This is a genomic window from Tundrisphaera lichenicola (genome assembly GCF_051175385.1).
Lineage (GTDB): Bacteria > Planctomycetota > Planctomycetia > Isosphaerales > Isosphaeraceae > Tundrisphaera > Tundrisphaera lichenicola.
In genome coordinates this window covers 1,516,980-1,539,753 of record NZ_CP195106.1, presented here as the reverse complement: position 1 = coordinate 1,539,753, position 22,774 = coordinate 1,516,980, and the positions used below count along the sequence as shown (strand labels likewise).

The window sequence follows — 22,774 nt, the reverse complement described above, 5'->3', positions numbered from 1 at the left end:
GGACCATCAGCGACCCCGATCAAGCCTTCGACTTCGACCTGCCCGATGTCTGGAGCTTGGCGATGGAACGATTGGCGAAGGAATGCGACTTCGCCTGAATCTTGACGACGTTCTTCCGAGACGACTTCGTCTGGGACGGCTTGGCCTTCTGAGAATTGACCGAAGGGCTGACCGTAATCGGCACCTGATCGGTATTCCTCAGAGGTCCGAGCTTGTTGTTGACATTCGTGTTAGCGATCAGGATGGTTCCGGTCGATCCATTCGCGATCACGACCCCGAACCCGCCATTGCCCAGAGGCTGACCTGCCACACCCAGGCCGATCGCGTTCGATTGGAGGAGGTTGCCGGTCGAGCCCGAGAGGAAAACTCCATTTCGGGCATTGGCCGAGATGAAGTTGCCGATGATCCGGTTGTTCGGGGCCTGATCGAAGACGACGCCATCCTTGCCATTTCCCAGCGCCGCGGACCCGCTGGCATCGGTCCCGATCCGGTTGCTCTGGATCAAATTCCTGGTGGCAAACGGCCCGAACAACTCGACACCGTCGAAGTTATTGCCCGAGATCAGGTTCCCATCGGCGAGCGATGTCCCGCCGATGAAGTTGCCGGGGGCATTGAGCAGATAGAGACCCACGCCGATCGTACTCGTACCGTTCCCGAGCCTTCGGGTACCGGAAGCGTCGGTGCCGATCAGATTCCCCTGGACGGCGTTTCCGTGCGCCCCGATTCCCGAGAGCATCAGGCCGGTCGCGATATTGCCCGAGACCAGGTTGCCCTCACCAGGATTGCTCCCGCCGATCCGGTTGAGGGGTGCTTCGTTGACGAGGATCCCGACCGAGGTGTTGGGTAGCGCGGCGGAGCCGGTCAGATTGGTCCCGACTCGATTGCCGATCACCCGATTCCCCACCGATCCCGCCCCTTCGATCCAGATCCCGGCCCCGGGGACCTTCACGGTACCGTTGCCCGAGACGAGATTCCCCGGGCCGATGATGTTGTTCGGAGAGTCCTCGACCAGAATTCCGGCGTTCCCATTTCCCAGGGCGGAAGTCCCCCGCAGGTCGGACCCGATCAGATTCGCCCCGATGAAATTCCGAGTGGCTCCGCCCTGAAGGATGACCCCGACACTCCCATTGCCGGAGATCAAGTTCGTGGCGCCCGCGACCGAGCCACCGATGGTGTTGTCCGAGGATCCGTCGACCAAAATCCCGCTGACCAGATTCGGCAAGGGTCGGAGACCCGAAGCGTCGCTGCCGATCCGGTTGCCCGCGACCCGGTTCCCCGTGGCCCCGTAACGTACCAGGATCCCGTGACCCGCATTCCCGGAGATCAGATTGGTCGAGGCGAGATTGAAGCCTCCCACCATGTTGAAGGACGCACCGTCCAGGCAGATCCCCCCTCCACCATTGCCCAGGGGCCGTGTGCCGGCCGCGTCGGTGCCGATGAAATTCCCGGCAATCACATTGTGGACGGTGTTGACCAGTTCGATCCCGACGCCGAGATTGCCGGAAACCACGTTTCCCGGGCCGATGACGTTGAACCCGGCACCGACATTGATGACGATCCCGTGGAGGAGATTCGGCACCGCGAAGCTGCCGGTGGGGTCGAGCCCGACGTAGTTTCCCAGCACTCGACCGCCGGTCGCCCCCGCTCCGGCGAACTCGATACCCTGCCCCTTGTTGCCCGAAATGACGTTCCGGGACGAAGCCGAAGCCCCGCCGACGGTCGCGTTGGATCCGTGGATCAGGAGGCCATCCGAGCCGGGGTTCCCTGACGGGTTTGCCAAGGCCTCAATAGTGGGACGGTCGCCGGGAGTCCCGGCCGCGATCCCGATGAAGTTATTGAAGATCCCGGCGTTGTCCGACTCGAAACGAACTTGATTGCCCACGAATCCGAAGATCGACAGGCCCTGAAGCACGCTCCCGTCCGAGTCGGCCCCGAAGACCAGGCCCTCCGAAGGGATCGAAAAATGACCGTCGATCTGAACGATGATCCTGGGTTGGACCTGGCCGAAGAATCTCGACTGGGAGTTGCCATCGACGATCGTCGGATTGACGATCGTCGGGAGGGCCGTCGCCGGAGAGATCGTGATCACTCCGGTCGAGCTATCGACGAAGGTCGAGGGAATCGCGAAGGTGATCGTGGATCCAGGGGCCTGGTTGGCGACGAGGATCGCCTTCCGGAGCGAGCCATTCCCCGAGTCATTGGTATTGGTGACGACGGTCGAGTCGTCATTCAGGATCGTGACCCGGAGGTCGGGATGGACGATCCGGCCACCATCCGCATTGCTGGCCTGGACCAGGAAAAACTTGTCAGGCTCGATCGTAAGATCGCCGATCAGGGTGATCGGGACCGTCTGGACCGTTTGTCCGGGGCTGAACAGGACGGTCCCGGTGTAAGGAAGATAATCCTCGCCGGCGATGGCCGTCCCGTCGACGGTCGTCACGTTGAATGTCACCGAGAAATCGGCCGGGGCGTCGAGCCGATAGACCAGGTTCACCACGGTCGTGGGCTGATCTCCCTCGAACACGGAGACATCGTCCCCGAAGATGAGCGGCGATAACGGATCTTCGTCGGTGATGATCATCGTCGACTGGTTGGTCACGCCGAACTGCACCGATCCGACGGGATTGGTGAGGATCAGGTTGAAGGTCTCGGTCGCCTCGAAGAAAGGATCATTGATCAAGGTGACCGGGACATCGAGCGAAGCGACGCCCGGACCAAAGGTCAAGGTACCCGAGGTCGCCTGATAGTCGGACCCGGCGAAGGCCGAACCGTCGATCGTGGCGTAGTCCACGGTGGCCACCGTGGAAAGGTCGCCAATCCGGTTGACCGTGAAGACGGCGACGCCGTCGTTCTCGCGGACGTTGTAGGTCGGGGCGCTGAAATTCAGGATCGAATCGTCGTCGAGGATGTCGACCCGGGAATCACTCGGAGTGCCGAGCGCGGCATTCCCGATCGGGTTGGAAAGCGTGACGTTGAATGACTCGGTCCCCTCGACTTTCGAATCATCGAGGATCGTCAAGAAGAAGGTCTGACTGGTCACGCCGCTCTCAAAGACCAGGGTCCCGCTGGCAGGGATGAAGTCGATACCGGAGGTCGCGGTCCCGCCCCCGGTGGAATACTCGACACTGACGGTATCCAGGGCCGCACCGACTCGATTGACGACGATGAGGATTCCCTTCGACCCCTCGACGGTCGTATAGGTCGGGGCGCTGAAGCTCAACAAGGAATCGTCATCGGTGATCGTGACGGTCGTGGACGAAGGCGTCCCGATCGACGCGCTGGTCGAGGGATTCGACAGGGTCAGGCCGAAGGTCTCGTCCGGCTCGATCACCGTATCGTTGATCAAGGTCACGAAGAGAAACTGTTGGGTCTCACCATCCGAGAACGTGAGCGTGCCGGAAGCGGCGATGTAATCCTGACCGGCCACGGCGGTCCCATCGCTGGTGGAATAATCGACGGTGTCGGTCCCGATGCTGCTGCCCGTCCTGGTGACGAGAATCTGAGCGACCATCGAGCCTTCGACCACCACGTAGGTCGGTGATCCGAAGCTGAAGATCGAATCGTCATCCTGAATGATGAGAATCGAGGTCGTCGGATTGTCGAGGATCACCCCACCGGTCGGGTTCATCAGGGCCAGGTTGACGGTCTCATCCCCTTCGATCAGCGAATCGTCGAGTAGGGTAATCGTGAACGTCTGGCTCGTCTCGCCCGGGGCAAAAACCAATGTGCCCGCGGCCGCCAGATAATCGAGGTCCACCTGCGCGGTCCCATCGCTGGTGGAATAGTCGACGGTGGCAGCCCCCTGGCTCCCCCCGATCCGATCGACCGTGATCGTGGCCGTCCCATCCCCTTCGACGGAAAAGAAATTCGATGTATTGAAAACAAACTGACCCGCGAGATTCGCCAGGAAGATGTCAGATGCGTTGTTGAAGTCGTTATCCACGAGATTGGACGCGACGCTCGAGAATGTCGCGAACCGACCATTCGCGCTCAGGTAGGAGTTCCCCGCGACCATGCTCGTTGAACCCGAGGCTCCATTCCCGCTGAATAGTCCCGAAGATTCGTAGCTGGCCAGCGTGGTCGTATTCGCCGTCAGGTCCCGGACAAAGACGTCGGTCGCGTTATTAAAGTCATTCGAGACGAGGTTCCCGGCCTGGCTGACGAATCCCACGAACTGACCATCGCCGCTAATGGATGGGTTGTAGGATTCGCCGGAACCGCTGGAGTTCCCGAAAGAATCGATGCTCACCAGCACATTCTGCCCGCCGGTAACCTGGGGGGTGATGGTGCTCAGGTCGAGCTTGTAGGCGAAGACGTCGCGATTGCTGTTGAAGTCGTTATTGACGATGTTGTCCGCGTCGCTGGCGTAGGCCACGGTCAGGCCGTCGTCGCTCAGGCTGAGGTCAGCCCCCGTATTCCCCCCGGACAGTCCATCCGCAGCCTGAAGTCCCGTGGTGTCGACGCTGGCCAGGAAATTGGATCCGCTCGCTAACCAGTTCACGAACACGTCGCGAGTGTTATTGGAGTCGGTGATCCCGCTGACGAGATCCGTCGCCAGGCTGATGTAAGCCACCGATGTCCCGTTGCCGCTGATGATCGGGCCGAAGGAAGGACCGTTCGCGGTCGAGCTTGATCCTGTACCGGAGCTGACGACCGAGGTCGTCTGGAGCGTCAGGTCGCGGACGAAGACGTCGCTCACTCCATTGAAATCATTGATGACGAGATTGTCGGCCAGGCTCTGGAAGGCGACGTATCGACCGTCGATACTCACGCTCGGCGCGGTGGATGGGCCGTCGCCACTATTACCCGGGGGTGACCCGGTGTCTACGCTGACCAGGGTGGTCGTCCCCTGGATCAGATCCCGGGCGAAGACGTCCGTGAGTCCATTATCGTCGTTGGTGGTGTAGTCGTCGGAGTTTCCCTGGAACACGACGACGGTCCCATTGCCGCTGATCATCGGCTCAAATGCCCCGCCGACGCCGGGCCCGGACCCCTGCGAGTTGACGCTGACCAGGCTCGTCGTCCCGAGAGTCAGGTCGCGTACGAAGACGTCGGGGGCGTTATTCGTGTCGCCGGCAATCAGGTCGCTCGCGTCGGAGACGAAGGCGACGTAACGACCGTCGTCGTTGATGCTGTATGGGCGATTGCTGACCAGGGAGCTGCCCGAGGTCCCGTTGCCCGAGGCCGTCCCCCCCGCGTTGACGCTGACGAGTTGCGTGGTCCCCAGGACCTGATCTCGGACGAAGACGTCGGGAAGATTGTTCGAATCGTTGCTGACCAGATTGTTGGAACTGCTCTCGAACACGACGTAACGACCGTCGCGGCTGGTGATCGGATTCGAGAACAAAGGGCCACCCGCCGCGTTCCCGAAGAGGTCGCCACTGACCAGGGATGTCGTGAGCAGGATCCGAGAATCGAGCCATTCCAGGCTGAGCGACCTCCTCCTCGAACCAGAGAAGCGAGATGCGGATCGACGGCCCGAAGCGAGCCATCCCGAAGCACCAGGGCGCCCAGGTTGGGCCCCGAAACGTCGACGGTCCACGTTTCGACTTTGATGGCTGTTCATGATCGCAGCTCTCGGAGAAGGGGAAGAAGCGGAACCGACGGCCTTGGCGATGTCCAATCCTCGGACCTCCTCAAGGACGCCCGAGAAGTCGAAAGCGATCGGGTAGGCTCGACCTTCGGAGAGATCTCACCGAGGATCCTCGGGACTCTCGAACCATTTCCGATATCCAGGGATGGCGGAAGTTTTCGATCGGGCGAGACTTTCGATCAAAATGAATCACCGATTCTTATCCCACGCAATCCCCCCAGTCAATTATTCAGACACAAACTATCCAAATTTTGCATCTTATCAAAACCGCGTGGTTAGATTATTCGCGAATTCCTTCGTCAACCTGAAGCCATCGAGTCGAGGGGCGGCCACTCGATCCGCCAATCACTCGGCCCGGGTGGGTCATTGATTGGCCAGGGCGGGAGCACCATAATCGGTGGGGCTTCCAGAATTTCGACATCCTCCTTGAATTGCGAACCGAGGGTTCCGTTTGGCGATGGCAGCGACGGTCGAGGACGATGAGTGGGAACCACTGGACACCTCGGTCCTGCTGGTCACCCCGGAACGCGTCCATTTCCGGTATCCTCTGGCTGGGCCATTTCGAAGGGTCATCGCCTACCTGATCGACCTTGGGGTGATCTTGATCCTGATCCTCCTGGGAGGATTGATTTCGCTCGTCTTCACCCTCGGGTCGGCGGCGAGCATGGGGCCGATCCTGGCGATTATCTTTGCTCTCGTCTGGGGTTACGGCGCTTTCTGCGAAGGAATGTTCAACGGGCAGACCCTGGGCAAACGAGCCCTCGGGATTCGCGTGATGACGACTCAAGGGGTTCCGATCACGGGTTCGCAGGCCGTGATCCGCAACCTGATTGGCTCCGTCGACGGTCCGATGCCATTCGTCTATTTGCCGGGCCTGGCCAGTATGATTTTGACCTCCCGGTTCCAGAGGCTGGGCGACCTGGCGGCAGGTACGATGGTGGTGGTGGAAGAGTCGAGGCTCCGGGCGTCGGTCACCAAGGTCGATGAATCACTGACGGCAGAAGTCCTGGCCTATCTGCCACTTCGAGTCCAGGCGGGGCAGGAATTGGCCCGGGCACTCTCGGACTATGTCCGCCATCGAGGGCGTCTCGGCCGCGAGCGTCGCGAGGAGATCGCCCGACACCTGGCCCTTCCGCTCCGCGAACGGTTCGGGCTTCCCGAGTCGGCCACCTCCGACGCCATCCTCTGCGCTTATTACCAGCGGGTCTTCCTGGGAGGCTAACGATGCGGGTGGTCGACCGGTTGGCCCGTCGCGAGCAGGACTGGCGGGACCTCCAGCTTCTGCTCTATCGAATGGAGGGGAAACCCCTCCGGAAGGCCGACCCCGGCGAGATCATCCGGCTCGGCGAGTTGTACCGGTCGGCCTGCGCCGACCTGATGCTGGCCGAGGCTCATGACCTTCCCCGGGAGACCGTGGCCTATCTCCACGCGCTGGTCGGTCGGGCTCATAACGCGGTCTATCGAGCACGAGGATTCCGGCTCTCCGACTGGGGCAACGTCATCTTCGATCAGGTCCCGCGTCGCCTCCGGGCCGACCCGATGCTCCGGCTGGCCTTCCTGACCTTCTGGGGCTTGTTCTTCCTGAATACGCTCCTGGCCGCCGCCCGGCCCGGGTTTGCCGCGAAGGTCGTGGGCTCGTCCACGGTCGAGACCATGGAGGAGATGTACGACCAGCCCCTCGACGGGTCGGGCGATAAACGCCTCAACCGGAATGATTCGGCGATGGCCGGGTTCTATATTTTCAACAACGCCGGAATCGGGCTGAGATGTTATGCCATGGGGCTTTTATTCGGCCTGGGAAGCCTCTGGACGCTCGCCTCCGAGGGGATCCGGATCGGCGTGATCTTCGGGCACATGGCGACGACACCCCAGGCCGGGAATTTCTTCACATTCGTCACCTCGCATGCCCCGTTCGAATTGACCGCGATCGTATTCGCTGGCGCGGGCGGACTTCGGCTCGGCTCGGGACTCATCCTGACGCAAGGCCAGTCGAGGCTCGCCTCGCTCCGACGCGAGGCGGCCCGATCGCTCCCGATCGTAGGAGTTTCGGTCATCCTCTTCCTGCTAGCGGCGTTTCTCGAAGGATTCGTCTCGGCCTCCCCCCTGCCCTATGCCGTCAAGGCGGCGATCGCGAGCATTAGCGTCGCGATCCTGATCACTTACGTCCTGCTCCTGGGCCGGACACGCCCAATGCCCCGTGAATCCGGCCCGATCTGGTCGGACAGGACCCGAGTCGCCGAGAACCGCCTCGCGGCCGGGTGAGTCCCGCGCTACAATGACCTGTCCGACGCGATCATCGACGGGAGGGCATCGTTGGCGCTGGAACGAACGCTGGTGCAGATCCGCGAACGCCCGCTGGTCGAGATCCTCGACCTGGCCCTGGCGGTAATCCGTAGCCGACCGCTGACTCTCGGGCTGGCAGCCCTGGCGGGGATCGCACCATTCGTGGTCCTGAACGATTTACTCTTTCGGGCGCTCGGGAACGAATCGGCCGGCATCTCGCTGTTCCTCTGGCTCCTGGAAGCTCCCATAGCCACGGCACCCTTGACGGTTGTCCTGGGCAAACTGATGTTCGACCGAAACGTGTCGATCAACCTTGTCGCTTCGACCCTCGTTCGGTCGGCGGTACCCCTGATCGTAATCAATGGCTTCTTGCGAATTGTCCTGTTCTTCTTGATCCCGTCGAGGTTGGCATTCGCCAACGAGGTGATCCTGCTCGAAGGAGGCCGTTGGTGGTCGATCATCCGTAGGGGCGGCGATCTCTGCAGCGGCCGGGCGGGGGAATTATTCCTGCTAGGATGGCTGCAAATTTTGCTGGTGTACACTTTCGCGACCCTTTCCTACCTCGGGACCGGGAGGATCGTTCAGGTCTTCATGGCCGAGGATCTGACCTGGGACCTGCCGGGTCAGTCCGTCTTCGACTCGCTCCGGTTCCAGATCCCGGTCTGGTTGGTGGCGGCCTTCTTCGGGGTCGTTCGGTTCCTGACATACATCGATCAGAGGATCCGGCTGGAAGGCTGGGAGGTGGAACTTCGACTCCGATCGGTGAGCCGGACCATCCGGGAGGATCGCCGATGGTGAGGAGATTCCCTTCGGTCCTGGTCGGCCTCGCACTGGTCGCCGTCCCGAGTCTTGCCTCGCTCGAAGCCGAGGAGATCAGCACGACTCCAGAGATCGGCAAAGCGTTGGGTAAAGGGTCCTTCCCCTGGTACGACGCCGCCAAGGACGCGATCCGACCAATCCAGGTCCCGCTCGATCGAAATCCCGACACCTCGAAGGACTCGACTCAATCCGGGCCAACCTCCACCCCCGCGAAAGGCTTCGATCTCGGAGGCTGGATCGCGTTCGGAGTGTTCTCGCTGGGGCTGGGAATCCTGGTGGGGGTCCTGGTCTGGTTTTGGCGGCGCTACGAACCCTCGCTCGACGGCGAGCTGGATGATCGGGCCGAGTCCACCGGAGGTGTGGCCCGATCGGAGGAACTCCCACCGGGGCTCCGACTGGGCTATGACCCGGCCGACCCCTGGTCGGAGGCACTCCGGCGTCGAGATCGGGGCGACCTGGCCGGGGCGATCGTCTGCCTCTTCGCCCATCAATTGTTGACGCTTTCCCGACTCGGCCTGCTCCGTCTGGCCCCGGGCCGAACCGGTCGGCAACTCCTCCGGTCGATCACTGACGAACAATTCCGGAGGCTGGTCACTCCGACCCTGGGCATTTTCGAGGCGGCCTATTACGGCCACCGAGAGCCTTCGGCCGAAGAGTTTGCCGCCGCCTGGGCCGCCGCCGAGCGGTTCCAGGATCGAGTGGCCTCGGGGGTCCCGTCATGAGCCGAAGCACCGGGCTGATCTCGGTCCTCCTGCTGGGCTCGCTGATCGCGACCGGGTGCGGGCCGACGCCGGTCGATACCACCTACGGCAAGTCGAGAGGCCCGAGCATCAACGGGACGAGCGCCTTCTCTGAGTTGCTCCGCGATCAGAAGTACGAGGTCCGGACGGCGGTCCGACTGACCGAAGCCCTGAGCGATTGGGCGGATGTCCTGGTCCGGTTCTCCGATCACCCCGGCCCGCCCGGGGTCGATGAGGGTCGTTGGATGTTCGAATGGCTACACGGCGATTCGAGTCGAAGACTCGTCTACGTGGTCCGCGACTTCGACACGGAGCCCGAGTTCTGGGCCGCGACCATCGCCGCCCAGCCCAAGGACGCCCCGGCCAAGCTCCTCGATCGGCTGAACAAGAACCTCGAAGAAAGTCGAGATTGGGCCTCCAGGCTCCCGCCAGGCCCGAAAAAGCCAGCCTCGGAATCCGAATGGTTCGCCGTCGATCCCAAGCCGGGCCAGCCGTCGGAGTGCCGGGATCTCGGAGGCCCCTGGGCCGATGGGATTGATGTAAAACGTGCGGCGATCGCTAAACACGAAGGGTTCGTCGTCGACGAGGAATTCGTACCGGTCCTCCTGAAGGGTGACGGCGCCCCCCTGGCCATCACCTGGACCCTAGGCAATGACAGTCGGGTCCTGGCGATCGCCAACGGGTCATTCCTGCTGAATGCGTCGCTCTTGAACCGGGATCGCCGCCCGCTGACCGGCAAGGTCCTCAACTGGATCGGACCCGGGCCGGGCCATGTCGCCTTCGTCGAGGGGGACAGGCTCCTGGCCGATTTAGACGAGAGCGGTTCGCCGACGAGTTCGCCGTTTCACCTGTTCCAGGTCGATCCATTCGGTCGAATCTCGGCCCATGTCCTGATCTTCCTCTTCTTGCTGGCGATGGCCGGCGCAGTGACCCTGGGACGCCCCTTGCCGGAACCTCCCTCCGGAATTGAGAAACCCTCGGCACATCCCGAGGCGCTGGGCCACTTGCTGGCCCGGACCGGACGGGCCGATACGGCCCGGGCCCTCCTCGACGCGTATCGTCGATGGCGCCCCCACCCGGCAAATCCCGGCCGTTCGGCCCCACCTCCTCCACCGAGCCCCATTTCATGAACGAGAGCGAGATCGAGTTCTTCGACGACCCGAGCCCCAACCCGGCTCCCCAGCCCGACCCGGTTGCCGAGATCGGCCCCGCCGGATCCGTCGGCGAAGGCCCGGTAGCCCTCTGGGCGGCGCGAGTCCTGGCCGAGGTGAACAAGGTTTATGTCGGTCAGGATGACCTGGTCCGGGGAGTCCTCGCGGCGCTCCTGGCCGACGGCCACGTCCTCATCGAGAGCGTGCCCGGCCTGGGCAAGACGCTCCTCGTCCGGGCCATGGGCAAGGTCCTGGGCTGCTCGTTCAACCGGATCCAGTTCACGCCCGACCTGATGCCCTCCGACATCACCGGGTCGCCCGTCTACGACGAACGGCAGCAAGATTTCCGGTTCCGCCCCGGACCGGTCTTCACCCAGCTTCTCCTGGCCGACGAAATCAACCGGGCCCCGGCCAAGACCCACTCGGCGCTCCTGGAGATCATGCAGGAATACCGGGTGACGGTCGACGGGACCTCGCACCCGATCGAGCGGCCCTTCCTGGTCCTGGCCACCCAGAACCCGATCGAGTCGGAAGGGACCTACAACCTCCCCGAGGCCCAGCTCGATCGCTTTCTCTTCAAGCTCGTGGCCGGTTATCCGGGCGCGACCGAGGAGACCGAGATCCTCCGCCTGCATACCCTCGGATCCAGCCCCGACGCACTCCTGGCCAATGCCCTGGCGACGGTGACCAGCGCCGAGGAGGTCCTCGAGGTCCAGGAGCGATGCGCCTCGGTCCTGGTCGACGACCGTGTCCTGAATTACATCGCGAACCTGGTCCGGAAGACCCGGGAGTGGCCGACGTTCTCGCTAGGGGCCTCGCCCCGAGCCGGAGTGGCGATCCTCCGGGGAGCACGGGCCGTGGCCGCGCTGGAGGGCCGCGACTTCACCGTGCCGGACGATGTCCAGGAAGTGGCCCCCTGGGCTCTCCGACATCGGGTAATGCTGACTCCCGAGGCCGAGGTCGAGGGACAGACCGCCGACGACCTCCTGACCGACCTGATCCGATCGGTCGAGGTCCCCCGATCATGATCTGGCCCGCCCGAGCCCTGGCAGGAGCGGTCCTGATCCCGGCGGCCCTCTCGCTGGGGCTCTTCGTCGACGAGAGGCTCTGGCCCGCGATCCTGGCCCTGGATGCCCTGGTCGCGGTGGTGGCGTTGATCGATCTCGTCACGCTCGGCGGAGCTGGTCGGTTTCGGGTCGAGCGTCGGAGCCCATCGGTCGGATCACTCGGCGAGCCGACCCTGGTCGAGCTGACGATCGAGAACCGATCGAGATCGGGACGTCTCCTCCGGATCCGCGACGACGTGCCGGGGTCGATCGAGGCCGAGCCGGCCCAGTTCGTCGCGAGAATTCCCCGACGAGGCAGGGCGGTCCTGGCCTACACCGCGACCCCTCGCCGACGCGGCTCCTACACGCTGGAACGGGTCGATGCCCTCGTCTCCAGCCGCCTCGGATTCTGGCTGAAGTCGGTCAGATGGTCGGTTTCGACCCAGTTGAAGGTCTACCCCGATATCCGCCAGATCGCCCGCTATACCCTCCTAGCCCGCCGCGACAAGCTGAGCGCCATCGGGGTCCGACGCTCCCGGAGACTCGGGACCGACAACGAATTCGAGCGGCTCCGCGACTACGCAGAGGGGGATGAGCCGCGCCACCTCGACTGGAAGGCGACCGCACGCCGGCGGAAGCTGACCGTCCGGGCCCACCAGGCGAACCAGAGCCAGCGGATCATCTTCCTGATCGACTGCGGCCGGATGATGGCCGGAGACACCGGCGGCGGGCTTTCTCCGCTCGATCACGCCTTCAACGCGATGCTGATGCTCGCGCACGTCGCTCTGCTTCGGGGCGACCAGGTCGGGCTCCTGGCCTACTCCGATCGGATCCGGGCCTACGTCCCCCCCGGGGGCGGCCCGCGCAGGATCAACCGGCTGGTCCACGCCGTCCACAACATCTTCCCCGAGCTGGTCGAGCCCCGCCACGACCGGGCCTTCGTCGAGCTGGAACGTCGGTGCCGGAAGCGGTCGCTGGTCGTCCTGATGACCGACGTCTTCGACGAGGTGAATGCCCGACAGGTCGGCGACCAGCTCGGAAACGTCGTGGGTCGCCATCTACCACTCGGCGTCTTCCTCCGCTCGCCCGACCTCTTCGCCCTGGCCGACTCCGCCCCGGAGAGCGGCCCGGCCTTCTATGCAGGAGCCGTGGCCGCCTCGATGTTGACCTGGAGAGAACGCGTGATCGCCGGGCTTCGCCTCAAGGGAGCGCTGACCCTGGACGTCTTCCCCGGCGACCTCACCGCCCCCCTGATTAATCAGTATCTCCAGATCAAGGCGAAGCACCTGCTCTGAATTTCGGAGGGACAGCACCTTGACATTTGAACTCTTCACGGCGACCCTCTGATGCCGTGAACATGCACTCTTGTACGACACAATTCGCCCGGAGACATCTCGATGAGCTTTGATTCGCCGCGGGACGTCAACCCCTTCGAGGCCCCTCGTGCCGGGATCGGCCAGTATGCCGCAGCCGACGATTACCTCGAGAGCGAATCGGATGCGGAGATCATCCGGCGGGCGCACATCGGCCACGAGGCGTCGATCAAGTCACTGGGACTTCTGAATTTCTTTTTTGCCTTCTTCGGGCTGCTCGGCACCTTGGCCCTGTTGGCCATGGGAGTCGGCCTGATCCCGATGCCGCCCAGCCAGGATCCGAATTCCCCGTCGCCCGAGGCGATGCGAGGCATCTTCCTCGGACTTTCCCTGGTCTATCTGGCAATGACGGTCCTCAACGGCGGGATGGGATACGGTCTCAGGGCGCTCCAACCCTGGGCCAGATGGACGACCGTGGTCCTGACAGCACTTTCAATGCTTTATATCCTCGGCGTGAGCGTCGTATTAGCCCTGGCGCAACCGGCGGCCGGACTGTTCGTCCTGATGTTGGGGAGCCTGATCCTGGGCTATATCCTCTATCTGATGATCTCGGCCAAGGGAGGGATGGTCTTCTCCTCCCAGTACAAAATGATCATCCGGAAGACGCCCCATGTGAAGTACAAGACCAGCCTGATCGTGAAGATCTTCCTCGGGCTCCTCCTCTTCGTCATCGGCCTCGCGATCGTCGGTGCTTTGGTTAATATGTTCCAGACCCGCTGATACGATCCCGGCCCCCTGGCCACGACCTCTAGTGAGATCCTCGCATGATTCGCCTGGGCATCGTCGACTTCGACACCAGCCACGCCGTCGAGTTCACCAAGCGGCTGAACCATGTGGGGATCGCCGAGGATCAGTGGGTCGAAGGGGCCCGCGTGGTCGCCGGGGTCCCAGGCCGGTCGCAGATCTCACCCGAGGTCATCCCCCAGAACCTCGAAACCCTCAAAGGTTTCGGGGTCGAGATCCTGGACGACCCGGCCGAGCTTTTCGGGAAGGTCGATGCCGTGATGATCGAGGCCGTCGACGGCAGCGTCCACCTCGAACGAGCGATGCCGTTCCTCGAGAAGGGAATGCCGACCTACGTCGACAAGCCGTTCGCCTGCTCGATGGCGGATGCCAAGGCGATGGTGAAGATCGCCATGGAGAAGCACATCCCCTTGATGTCCAGCTCGAGCCTGAGATATGCCCCGGAAGTAGTCGCCGCCCGGGGAGGGACCGGCCCCGTTGGGGAGATCATCGGGGTCTCGACCTATGGCCCCGCGCCCACGCATCCGAGGAATCCGGGCCTGTTTCATTACGGGATCCACCCGGTGGAGATGCTCTTTACCCTGATGGGTCCGGGTTGCCAGAAGGTGACCAACCTGAGCACGCCGGGGGCGGAAGTCGTCACCGGCCTCTGGTCCGATGGCCGGATCGCCTCGATCCGAGGGATCCGCGATGGCAAGGCGGACTACGGATTCACGCTATTCGGGACCAAGGGGGTACAGACCCAGGGCGTGAGCACCCAGTACATCTACCGAGAACTCCTCAAGAAAATCGTGGGGATGTTCGAGACCCGGCAATTGCCGATCGACCTCCGGGAAACCCTGGAGATCGTGGCATTCATCGAGGCCGCCCGGAAGAGCGCCGAGGCTCAGGGAGCGACGGTCGAACTGCCGGCTTGAATCCGATCCGGTTTCGATTTCGGAGCGTCAGGATCTCGAATTGCAGAAATTTCGATACTCCTTCATTTCTGCAATTCGAGACTCTTTCGACCTGATGATCGCGGGCACCTCGGATCGATCAGGGAGTGGAGAGTTTCTCCAGGAACGCCACGACCGAGGGGTCGTCCCAACGGGCCGAACCGACCGTGGTCGCGGCGACACGCCCATCGGGCGCGATCAGGAATGTCGCGGGAATCCCATCGGTCTGGAAGACGGGGGGAAGCGAGGTCGAGTGGAGGATCGTCATCCCCCAGCCCTTGTCGGCGACGAATTTCCGCACCGTGTCCAGCGAGTCGTCCATCGAGACGCACACCACGGCAACGTCCTTCTCCTTGATCCGAGGATTCGACGCCAGCCTGGCCAGGGTGGGCATTTCCTCCACGCAGGGGGGACACCAGGTCGCCCAGATGTTCAACAAGATGGGTCGTCCCCGGAACTTCGCAAATTCGACGGAGGAGCCGTCGAGGCCGTTCATCTTCCAATTAAATTCGGCCGGGAAGGCCAGCGCGGTCCCTTTCAGGTCGGGAGCCTCACCGGCCCCCCCGAATCGAGGCCCCTGGGAAGTCACGAACGCCCCCCAGGCGATCACCAGACCGAGACCGACGAGGAGCCACTTGCGCGTTTCGGCCCATTGCACGGACATGTGTCTTCCCTGTTCGTCTGGAGGTCGATCACCGGGGAACCGGAAGCCTCCCGGGCCCGATTCAATCGTCGCCGCGTGTCTTGGCCACGGGAGCCAGCAAGTTCTCGACGGGGGCGTAGTCGTCGGTCAGGATGATCCCTCGCGATCGAACGTCGATGGCGGCCATGTCCTTGTCACCATACGCCCTCGGCTCGAAGAGCCGATCTCTCTGGAAGAATCTCGGGTCGCCCTCGCGACTCCCCAGGGCCTCGATATCGATCGGGGCCTTGGAGGCGACCACCACGAACGTCTCGCGGAGCCCCGCGCCGGGATCGTCGTCGGTCCCGAAGACGTAGATGTGGGGGAAGGTGAGCCTGGCCGTCTTCACCCAGGCACCCAGGAACCCGCCGAAATTCCGGGCCTGGGCCCGCTTCTGGGCCTTCAGCCGCTCCAGGGCGCCCTTCGGCGGATTGGTCTGCGACTTGATCTCGGCCTCGGCCTTCGAGTCGGCCTTGGCGTCGGATTCGTAAACATCGATGATGTTGATCATGTAAACGCCATCGGGCGCCATCATCTTGGCGAGTTTCTGGTTGAACTCGTGGGTGGTGAGGTGCCAGGGGACGGAGAAGTCGTTGAAGGCGTCGCCGTAGATGATGTCGAATTGCTTACGGTCCTGGTTCCGCTCGACGAACTGGCGGGCGTCGCCCAGGTGGGTGACGATCGGGGTGTCCTCGGGGAGTCCCAGGGCCATGTGGTTGGCCTTCTTCACGGCGGGGTCGATCTCGGCGACCTCGGCCACCGATCCCGGATACTTGTTCAGGATATAGCGCTGGAAGGTGTAGGCGCCGCCCCCCAGGAACATCGTGTTCAGGGCCGAGGCATCCGAGGGCTTCGGGTCGGGCTTGGCCTTCGCCTTGGCCTGGGCGATCCGATCGGAGACCAGGGCGTAGATGTGCTCGTAGTCGTAGTCGAGCCGCTCGGGGTGGCCGAGGATGAAATAACCGTGGATCAGATTATCCAGGACGAGGGTCCGCTTCTTACCCTCGGCATCCGGGGAATTCTCGACCTTGATGTAGTAGTAATTGCTCTCGTCGAGCCAGGCGATCCCGTCCTCCTTGTCGGTCTCGGGGTCGCCGACCGGTTCCCGGATTCCCCAGTTTTCTCCCTGGGTCCGGAGCAATTCCTGGAGCCGAGGGACGGGCACGGGCGCGAAGGCGATGATGCAAAGGCCGATCGGGATGCCGGCCCAGACGGCATTCCAGGTCGAACCGATGACCGTCGCCGCCAGGGCCAGGATCGTGGCAAACAGCAGGATGACGCCCTTGGTCCCCAGCACGTCGATCAGCAGGAAACCGGTCAGGAACGTCCCGAGGATGCTGCCGACCATGCCCCAGGCATAAACGACCCCGATCGCCTGTCCGGTCTGCTTGGTCCGGCGGAGCCGATCGATGGCCAGCTTGGCCATCACCGGGCTCACCGTCCCCAGCGCCACCGAGGGAAGGAAGAAGGCCATCGCCGTCACCAGGAAGACCCGGACACTCCAATCGACGCCGGTCATCGTGATCGCCCCGGAGAGGATCGAGGTAGTCCCGGGGATTTCCTGGCCGACGAAGAGGAAACCCAACGGAGACTTGCCAAGCCATCGGGGCGGGGTCTCCATCAGGAGAACGGACAGCAGTAGCGCCGAGGTCGTCATGAAGAGCCAGCTCGCCTGCTTCTCGCTCCGGACGTAATCGGCCACCTTGCCCCCGAGGAAATTCCCCAGGCTCAGGCCCCCCAGGAGGACACCGATCACGCTCGTCCAGCCGTAAATGCTCGAACCGAGGTGCCGCGAGACCAGTCGACCGGCCGCCATCTCGAAGCCCATGAAAGCCAGGCTGATCACGAATGAGAGGGCGGCGAGGTCGGACAGCTTCGGTGCCGGGGGCTTCTCTCCCATCACCAGTTCTTCGTCCGGGCCCTGGGCCGGGAGCCGGGCCTGCATCACCCGGACCAGCCCCACGACCGCCAGGGCCAGGGCCATCAGGTGCCCGACCAGGGCAAGCGGATTGATCACGGTCCCGCCGACATTAAGTCCCGCCATCGGGATCGAACGAACCACCGGGCCGACCGATCCCAGGCCCAGGATCGCCCCGGCCAGGAACCCGAGAATGGTCCCGATCCGGTCCCCGATCATCGAGGCCGCCAGCAAGGCGAGGGCGGCGGCGACCAGCGTGATGATCGTCGAGATCGACGAGAGATACATCAGGACGAAACCCGCCAGGAACGTACCGGCAATCGAGCCGATTGCGCCCAGCATGTAGACATCGCCGATGGCACTTCCCGTCTTGCGAGACTGCTCGACGGCCAGCTTGGCGACCACCGGGCCGATCATCCCCAGGATCGTCCCGGGCACCAGGAAGTCGATGGATACCAGCAGGACGGTCCGGAGCCACGGCGGGATCCCGTCCACCGGGATGTGAGCACCCAGGGCGTTGAACCAGAGGCTGCCGAGTGTCAGGGCCGCCGCCATCGCGTAGAGCGGCCCGAGGACGCGAGACGGATCGGAGCGGTCGGCCAGGCGTCCGCCCAGGACGTTGCCCAGGCAGATCCCCCCGAGCATGATCCCGATCACGCTGGTCCAGACATTGAGCGAGGCCCCGACATGACGCGCCACCAACCGGCTGGCGACCAGTTCGAGGATCATGATGCAGAGGCTGCTGAAGAACGCCAGCAAGTAGGGGAGGGCGCGATTTCGGACGGCGAGGCCGTTCATGCGGCGGACACTCCAGGAAGCCGAGGACACAGGACGAGTCGATCGAACCACCTTATACCAGCGTCATGCCGCCCACAACCGTCCAGGATGTAGGGTTTTCGGCGGAATGGGATTCCCGGAGTCGATCGCGAGCGGCCCGATCCGGGCTCGACCGATCGCGTCAACTTGGCTAGCATCCGGCCTCGAAGCGGAATCGACACCGTTGCCCCTTCGCGATCGGACCCGATGCAAGCCGACTATGCCCAGCGATATCGGACGCTCTGGGACCGTCACTGGTGGTGGCGGTCACGCGAAAAGCTGCTCGTGGGCGAGATCGAGCGGATCCATCGTCGGTCGCCCTTGAAACGGATCCTGGACGTCGGTTGTGGCGACGGGCTGTTCTTCGATCAACTTTCGAGGTTCGGCCGGGTCGAGGGGCTCGAACCCGACCCCTCGCTGTTGAGCGACCCTCGATGGCGATCGTCGATCCGGACGGATCGGCTCGACCACACCTTCCAGGCCGAGGCCCCTTACGACCTGCTCCTCATGCTGGACGTCCTGGAACACATCGAGGACGACCGCGAGGCGCTCCGATCGTCGATCGCGGCCCTGAGGCCAGGGGGAACGCTCCTGATCACCGTCCCGGCACTCCCCCGGCTCTGGAGCCGGCATGATGAGGCCAATCAGCATTACCGACGATATCTCCCGCGGACGCTCAAGAGCGTCCTGCTGGACGCCGGATTCGCGATCGATACGCTTCGTTACGCCTTCGCCTGGACGGTTGGCCCGCTTCTGGCCCGAAGATGGCTCGCGCCCTCTGGGTCTGCTTCAGGCGTTGCCGACTATGAGGTGACGATCCCGTCCGGACCGATCAACCGGGCCTTGAACGCGTTGAGCCGCTGCGACCACGCGATCGGTCGGCTCGTCCCCTGGCCGATCGGGAGTTCCCTCCTGGCGATCGCCCATCGACCTCCGATGCATTCGGCCCACGGGATCTCGATTCCGGGGCGCTCCCCGGTTGCCATCGCGGATCGCCTCACGTCAAGATAAGGGCATTGCTCCGCCCGTTCCGAGGGCGACCGCGCCCCGCTCGTCCGTCGTATTTATCCCCCAACTCGCCCTGGTCCCCGGTTGGTCGTCCTCGCCATGATTCTCTCCGTGACCCTGAATCCTTGCCTCGACAAGACGCTGACCGTCCCCGACTGGAAGCCCGGCGACAACATCCGGGGGACTTCCGTCCTCGAAGTTGTCGGCGGCAAGGGGAATAACGTCGCCAGGGCCCTCACGAGGCTCGGGCGCCCCGCACGCCCCGCGACATTCCTGGGAGGAACCGTCGGCGATCGATGTCTGGCTCTCCTCCAGGGGGTCGATGGATTCGATCCGCTCATCACCCCGACCGAGGCACCCACCCGCGAGATCCTCACGGTTCGATCGGACGGGGTCGAGCCCACCGCCTTCTTCGACCCCGATCCGACGATCACTTCTGAAGAAGCGGAGGCCATGTTTCACCGGGTCGAGGGGGCGCTGTCCGAAGGGATCGTCGAGGCGCTGACCCTCTCCGGTTCGAGCCCGTGCGAGACAACTCACGGACTCTTCAGCGACCTGATCGCCCTGGCGAAGGCGCGGAAAGTCCCGACCTTTCTCGATACCTACGGACCCGCCCTCGAAGGGATCTGGGGCTTCTGGCCCGACGCGATCCAGCTCAACCGAAGAGAGGCCGGCCTCCATCTCCGCACCAGCTCCCCCTCCGACGCCGACCTCCACCGGATGCTGGAAGGCTGGGCCAGGCGAGGCGTGAGAGTCGCCGTCGTCACCGACGGCCCGGGTCCGGTGCTCGCCCGGATCGACGGCCGGAACTACCGCGTCCTGCCGCCCGAAATCCAGGCGATCAATCCGATCGGTTCGGGAGATTGCCTGCTCGCGGGCCTGGTCGACGCCCACCTCGAAGGGATCGGCCCCGAGCCGATGCTCAGGAGGGCCGTCGCCGCCGCCGTCGCGAATGCCCTCGTCTGGGAGGCGGGAGGAATCGATCCGGAAGAAGTCCGGAGGCTGGCAGAAAACGTGTCCATTCTCGAAAGGGGCTAAATTGGATCCTCAATTCCCATCGAGCAAGGTAAAGAGCGTTTTGTACCACTCATCGACTTGATCGACAATGATCCCTAAAGCGGCGCGATCGAATGTGGAGAAAGAATAGGACTCGTGGACCTGCAACCTTGGCTCGCGAGAGGGGGTTACGATTGGCTCGGCTCTCCATGCGAAATAGCCATTATCATTTTGCATCGAGAAGAGCAGCATAAGCACCGGGAAGGAGTAACTCGTAAGAACAACATCGCTTTTCTTCGAGGATCCGCTTTGCAAAAGGCGATCCGCATCCTCAGCTCCGCGAAGTGGTCGGTTCGTTCCTTTGAGTACCACCCCAAAAGCTTTGACGGATTGACGGACCTTTCCTTCCGAAGTGATCCGGACGAGAAGATCGAAACCAGAATCCTCCGATATAGCATCGACTTGCAAGTCCGCGCGCGTGGTGAATTGAACCATCGCGAGGACTCGAGCTCGTTGCTCGACGAAAGTGTTGGCAACTTTGGACATGATAACGCCTTCAAATTGCGAATTTCGTCACGATCAATGGTATCGGCCGAGGAGAAATATTCCAGTAGGAGTCGACCTCCGCCCACAACGTCCGAATATTACGGCAATCGATGGGATGATGCGTGGGCAAACCGTCGAGCGGCCCAGTCAGATCAGCAGAAATACCAGCCAAGTAGCCTCGCCCCTGAATGATGTCGATTCCCGCGAGATAGGTGGGGCCAGGATAGCTCTTCAACCTCTCGACGTCCTTGCGAGACACATCAACGATCAATTTCTTGTCCGAACCAGATCCTTTGTAGCCTTGAGTCGTCGACTTGACCTGGACGTAGAAAAGGGACTGTACGCCGGTAGTATCCAGCAATTCTACGGTCAAATCAGTAGTCGGATGTTTCTCTCCCATGAAAATCGGATGGAAATAAAATTTCCTGTTACATCTCCGACTTATCATGGCTTGAAACAAAAACTCACCGTGGATCCCAATCCTATCGCTCGATGACATCGAAAGCTGCTTCCGCGAATCGCCAGGAAGAGATAACCACTTCCTCGCATGCTTAAAGCTGCGTCTGGGCGATCTCGATCGCCTTGAGGAGCCCGCTGGCCTTGTTGACGGTCTCGTCGTATTCGTCGCCGGGGATGCTGTCGTAGACGACGCCACCCCCGGCCTGGACGTAGGCGGTTTGACCGACGAGGACCAGGGTCCGGAGGGCGATGCAGGTGTCCATGTTACCGGTGAAATCGATATATCCCACGGCGCCGGCGTAAGGCCCTCGACGCTGGGGTTCGACCTCATCGATGACCTGCATGGCCCGGATCTTGGGGGCACCCGAGACGGTCCCCGCCGGCAGGCCCGCGCGGAGCGCGTCGAAGGTGGTCTTACCCTCGGCCAGCTTGCCGGTCACGTTCGAGGTGATGTGCATGACGTGAGAGTAACGTTCGACCTTCATCAGGTCGGAAAGCACCACGGTCGACGGTTCGGCGACCCGTCCCACGTCGTTCCGGCCGAGGTCCACCAGCATGATGTGCTCGGCCCGCTCCTTGGGATCGGCCACAAGCTCCGTGGCCAGGGCGAGGTCCTCGGCCTCATCGCGACCCCTTCGGCGGGTCCCGGCCAGGGGACGCACGGTCACATCGCCATCCTCGACCCGCACGAGGATCTCGGGCGAGCTGCCGATCAGCCGGAAGTCGCCGTAATTCAGGTAGAAGAGGAATGGGCTCGGGTTGACGACCCGGAGGACCCTATAGATATCGAAGGCGTCGGCGGTCGTCTCGACCTTGAATCGCTGGCTGGGGACGACCTGGAAGATATCGCCCGCCTTGATGTATTCCTGGCAATGGCGGACGACCGCTTCATACTCTTCCCGAGTGAAGTTGGATTCGGCCTTCAGCTGGATCGGGCCATCGGTGTTGATGTCGGCGATCGGGAGTTCCGGGGTGGGCCTGGCCAGGCGCTCGACCAGTTCATCCACCCTCGAAGCAGCCTCTTCGAAGGCGGATCGCGGGTCGGTCCCCGGCTTGAGGTGGGCGTAGGCGACCACCAGGACGGTCTTCCGGATGTGGTCGAACAGGACCATCCGATCGTAGAAGGAGAATGAGAGATCGGGCAGGCCTCGATCATCGGGCGGGGCATCGGGCAGGTGTTCGGTGTAGCGAACCGCGTCATAGGCCGCATAGCCCACGGCACCGCCCGTGAATCGGGGAAGCCCCGGCATTGGGACCGCCTTGAACTGATCGAGCAAGGCTTCCAGGTCGCGGAACGGGTCTTCCGAGGGGCTCCACCGGGCGGAATCGGGGTCGAGCGGGTCGGTCACTCGGACCTCTCGCCCTCGAGCCTCGAAGCGTAGGAATGGTTCGGTACCGAGAAAGCTATAGCGGCCGACCTTCTCGCCACCCACGACGCTTTCGAACAGGAACGAGGGGGCCGTGCGTTCAATCTTGCGAAAGGCGGAGACCGGAGTCAGTCCGTCGCCGGTCAGCTGTCGGTACACGGGAACGCATGAAGAACGGCCGGCGAGCCGGGCGAATTCCTCGAACGAGGGTCGATGGGCGGGCATGGACGGAGGCCTTGGTCGGGGGCCGAGAGCGGAGGAGATCGCGAGTCGAGGATCAGGCATGATCTTAGCACCC

At 63.1% G+C, this 22,774-nt stretch carries 17 protein-coding genes; 11 read left to right on the top strand and 6 right to left on the bottom strand.

The window, feature by feature from the left end; genetic code table 11:
• Positions 1–19: 19 nt before the first annotated feature.
• Positions 20–5,566: a Calx-beta domain-containing protein gene (locus tag P12x_RS06035; RefSeq protein WP_435009988.1), complete on the bottom strand. Its 5,547-nt coding sequence runs from the start codon at positions 5,564–5,566 to the stop codon at positions 20–22.
• Between the two features lie 484 nt (positions 5,567–6,050).
• Between P12x_RS06035 and P12x_RS06030 the strand changes: the two genes are divergently transcribed.
• The 9 genes from P12x_RS06030 to P12x_RS05990 all read left to right on the top strand — a co-directional run bounded on the left by P12x_RS06030 (position 6,051) and on the right by P12x_RS05990 (position 14,666).
• Positions 6,051–6,815: an RDD family protein gene (locus tag P12x_RS06030; RefSeq protein ID WP_435009987.1), complete on the top strand. Its 765-nt coding sequence runs from the start codon at positions 6,051–6,053 to the stop codon at positions 6,813–6,815.
• A 2-nt stretch (positions 6,816–6,817) separates the two neighbouring features.
• Positions 6,818–7,855, top strand: coding sequence for a stage II sporulation protein M (locus P12x_RS06025; RefSeq protein WP_435009986.1), 1,038 nt, complete (start codon positions 6,818–6,820; stop codon positions 7,853–7,855).
• Between the two features lie 51 nt (positions 7,856–7,906).
• Complete coding sequence (locus P12x_RS06020) at positions 7,907–8,674, top strand: hypothetical protein (protein WP_435009985.1); 768 nt, start codon at positions 7,907–7,909, stop codon at positions 8,672–8,674.
• Positions 8,668–9,417: a DUF4129 domain-containing protein gene (locus P12x_RS06015; protein WP_435009984.1), complete on the top strand. Its 750-nt coding sequence runs from the start codon at positions 8,668–8,670 to the stop codon at positions 9,415–9,417. Before P12x_RS06020 ends, P12x_RS06015 begins: the two co-directional genes overlap by 7 nt.
• Complete coding sequence (locus P12x_RS06010) at positions 9,414–10,565, top strand: hypothetical protein (protein WP_435009983.1); 1,152 nt, start codon at positions 9,414–9,416, stop codon at positions 10,563–10,565. The genes P12x_RS06015 and P12x_RS06010 overlap by 4 nt, the downstream gene beginning before the upstream one ends.
• Entirely contained in the window at positions 10,562–11,614 is a 1,053-nt protein-coding gene (locus P12x_RS06005) for an AAA family ATPase (RefSeq protein ID WP_435009982.1), read from the top strand. Before P12x_RS06010 ends, P12x_RS06005 begins: the two co-directional genes overlap by 4 nt.
• Complete coding sequence (locus tag P12x_RS06000) at positions 11,611–12,927, top strand: DUF58 domain-containing protein (protein ID WP_435009981.1); 1,317 nt, start codon at positions 11,611–11,613, stop codon at positions 12,925–12,927. The genes P12x_RS06005 and P12x_RS06000 overlap by 4 nt, the downstream gene beginning before the upstream one ends.
• 102 nt (positions 12,928–13,029) lie before the next feature.
• Entirely contained in the window at positions 13,030–13,725 is a 696-nt protein-coding gene (locus P12x_RS05995) for a hypothetical protein (RefSeq protein ID WP_435009980.1), read from the top strand.
• A gap of 44 nt (positions 13,726–13,769) precedes the next feature.
• Positions 13,770–14,666, top strand: coding sequence for a Gfo/Idh/MocA family protein (locus tag P12x_RS05990; RefSeq protein ID WP_435009979.1), 897 nt, complete (start codon positions 13,770–13,772; stop codon positions 14,664–14,666).
• Between the two features lie 118 nt (positions 14,667–14,784).
• Here the strand turns inward: P12x_RS05990 and P12x_RS05985 are convergent, their stop codons facing one another.
• Both P12x_RS05985 and P12x_RS05980 read right to left on the bottom strand, forming a co-directional pair.
• A complete protein-coding gene (locus tag P12x_RS05985) occupies positions 14,785–15,348 on the bottom strand; it encodes a TlpA family protein disulfide reductase (protein WP_435009978.1) in 564 nt (187 codons plus the stop codon).
• Between the two features lie 61 nt (positions 15,349–15,409).
• Complete coding sequence (locus P12x_RS05980; RefSeq protein WP_435009977.1) at positions 15,410–18,082, bottom strand: fused MFS/spermidine synthase; 2,673 nt, start codon at positions 18,080–18,082, stop codon at positions 15,410–15,412.
• Positions 18,083–18,307: 225 nt separating this feature from the next.
• Between P12x_RS05980 and P12x_RS05975 the strand changes: the two genes are divergently transcribed.
• On the top strand, positions 18,308–19,111 hold the full coding sequence (locus tag P12x_RS05975) for a class I SAM-dependent methyltransferase (RefSeq protein WP_435009976.1): 804 nt from the start codon (positions 18,308–18,310) through the stop codon (positions 19,109–19,111).
• A 96-nt stretch (positions 19,112–19,207) separates the two neighbouring features.
• Complete coding sequence (locus P12x_RS05970) at positions 19,208–20,146, top strand: 1-phosphofructokinase family hexose kinase (RefSeq protein WP_435009975.1); 939 nt, start codon at positions 19,208–19,210, stop codon at positions 20,144–20,146.
• Positions 20,147–20,155: 9 nt separating this feature from the next.
• Here P12x_RS05970 and P12x_RS05965 read toward each other — a convergent pair whose 3' ends face one another.
• Genes P12x_RS05965 through trpE form a run of 3 tightly spaced genes read right to left on the bottom strand, consistent with a single transcriptional unit; the run spans position 20,156 to position 22,701 of the window.
• Positions 20,156–20,650: a hypothetical protein gene (locus P12x_RS05965; protein ID WP_435009974.1), complete on the bottom strand. Its 495-nt coding sequence runs from the start codon at positions 20,648–20,650 to the stop codon at positions 20,156–20,158.
• Between the two features lie 10 nt (positions 20,651–20,660).
• A complete protein-coding gene (locus P12x_RS05960) occupies positions 20,661–21,149 on the bottom strand; it encodes a DUF4365 domain-containing protein (RefSeq protein ID WP_435009973.1) in 489 nt (162 codons plus the stop codon).
• Positions 21,150–21,201: 52 nt separating this feature from the next.
• Positions 21,202–22,701: an anthranilate synthase component I gene (gene trpE, locus P12x_RS05955; RefSeq protein WP_435009972.1), complete on the bottom strand. Its 1,500-nt coding sequence runs from the start codon at positions 22,699–22,701 to the stop codon at positions 21,202–21,204.
• Positions 22,702–22,774: the final 73 nt, after the last annotated feature.

Bases quoted from the DNA above. Each gene is read 5' to 3' on its own strand.
- P12x_RS06035 (WP_435009988.1), bottom strand. From the start codon at position 5,566: ATGAACAGCCATCAAAGTCGAAACGTGGACCGTCGACGTTTCGGGGCC.
- P12x_RS05980 (WP_435009977.1), bottom strand. From the start codon at position 18,082: ATGAACGGCCTCGCCGTCCGAAATCGCGCCCTCCCCTACTTGCTGGCG.
- P12x_RS05990 (WP_435009979.1), top strand. From the start codon at position 13,770: ATGATTCGCCTGGGCATCGTCGACTTCGACACCAGCCACGCCGTCGAG.
- P12x_RS05965 (WP_435009974.1), bottom strand. From the start codon at position 20,650: ATGTCCAAAGTTGCCAACACTTTCGTCGAGCAACGAGCTCGAGTCCTC.
- P12x_RS06015 (WP_435009984.1), top strand. From the start codon at position 8,668: ATGGTGAGGAGATTCCCTTCGGTCCTGGTCGGCCTCGCACTGGTCGCC.
- P12x_RS06005 (WP_435009982.1), top strand. From the start codon at position 10,562: ATGAACGAGAGCGAGATCGAGTTCTTCGACGACCCGAGCCCCAACCCG.
- P12x_RS06000 (WP_435009981.1), top strand. From the start codon at position 11,611: ATGATCTGGCCCGCCCGAGCCCTGGCAGGAGCGGTCCTGATCCCGGCG.
- P12x_RS05995 (WP_435009980.1), top strand. From the start codon at position 13,030: ATGAGCTTTGATTCGCCGCGGGACGTCAACCCCTTCGAGGCCCCTCGT.
- P12x_RS05985 (WP_435009978.1), bottom strand. From the start codon at position 15,348: ATGTCCGTGCAATGGGCCGAAACGCGCAAGTGGCTCCTCGTCGGTCTC.
- P12x_RS06025 (WP_435009986.1), top strand. From the start codon at position 6,818: ATGCGGGTGGTCGACCGGTTGGCCCGTCGCGAGCAGGACTGGCGGGAC.
- P12x_RS05975 (WP_435009976.1), top strand. From the start codon at position 18,308: ATGCAAGCCGACTATGCCCAGCGATATCGGACGCTCTGGGACCGTCAC.
- P12x_RS05970 (WP_435009975.1), top strand. From the start codon at position 19,208: ATGATTCTCTCCGTGACCCTGAATCCTTGCCTCGACAAGACGCTGACC.
- P12x_RS06010 (WP_435009983.1), top strand. From the start codon at position 9,414: ATGAGCCGAAGCACCGGGCTGATCTCGGTCCTCCTGCTGGGCTCGCTG.
- P12x_RS05960 (WP_435009973.1), bottom strand. From the start codon at position 21,149: ATGTCATCGAGCGATAGGATTGGGATCCACGGTGAGTTTTTGTTTCAA.
- P12x_RS06030 (WP_435009987.1), top strand. From the start codon at position 6,051: ATGGCAGCGACGGTCGAGGACGATGAGTGGGAACCACTGGACACCTCG.
- trpE (WP_435009972.1), bottom strand. From the start codon at position 22,701: ATGCCCGCCCATCGACCCTCGTTCGAGGAATTCGCCCGGCTCGCCGGC.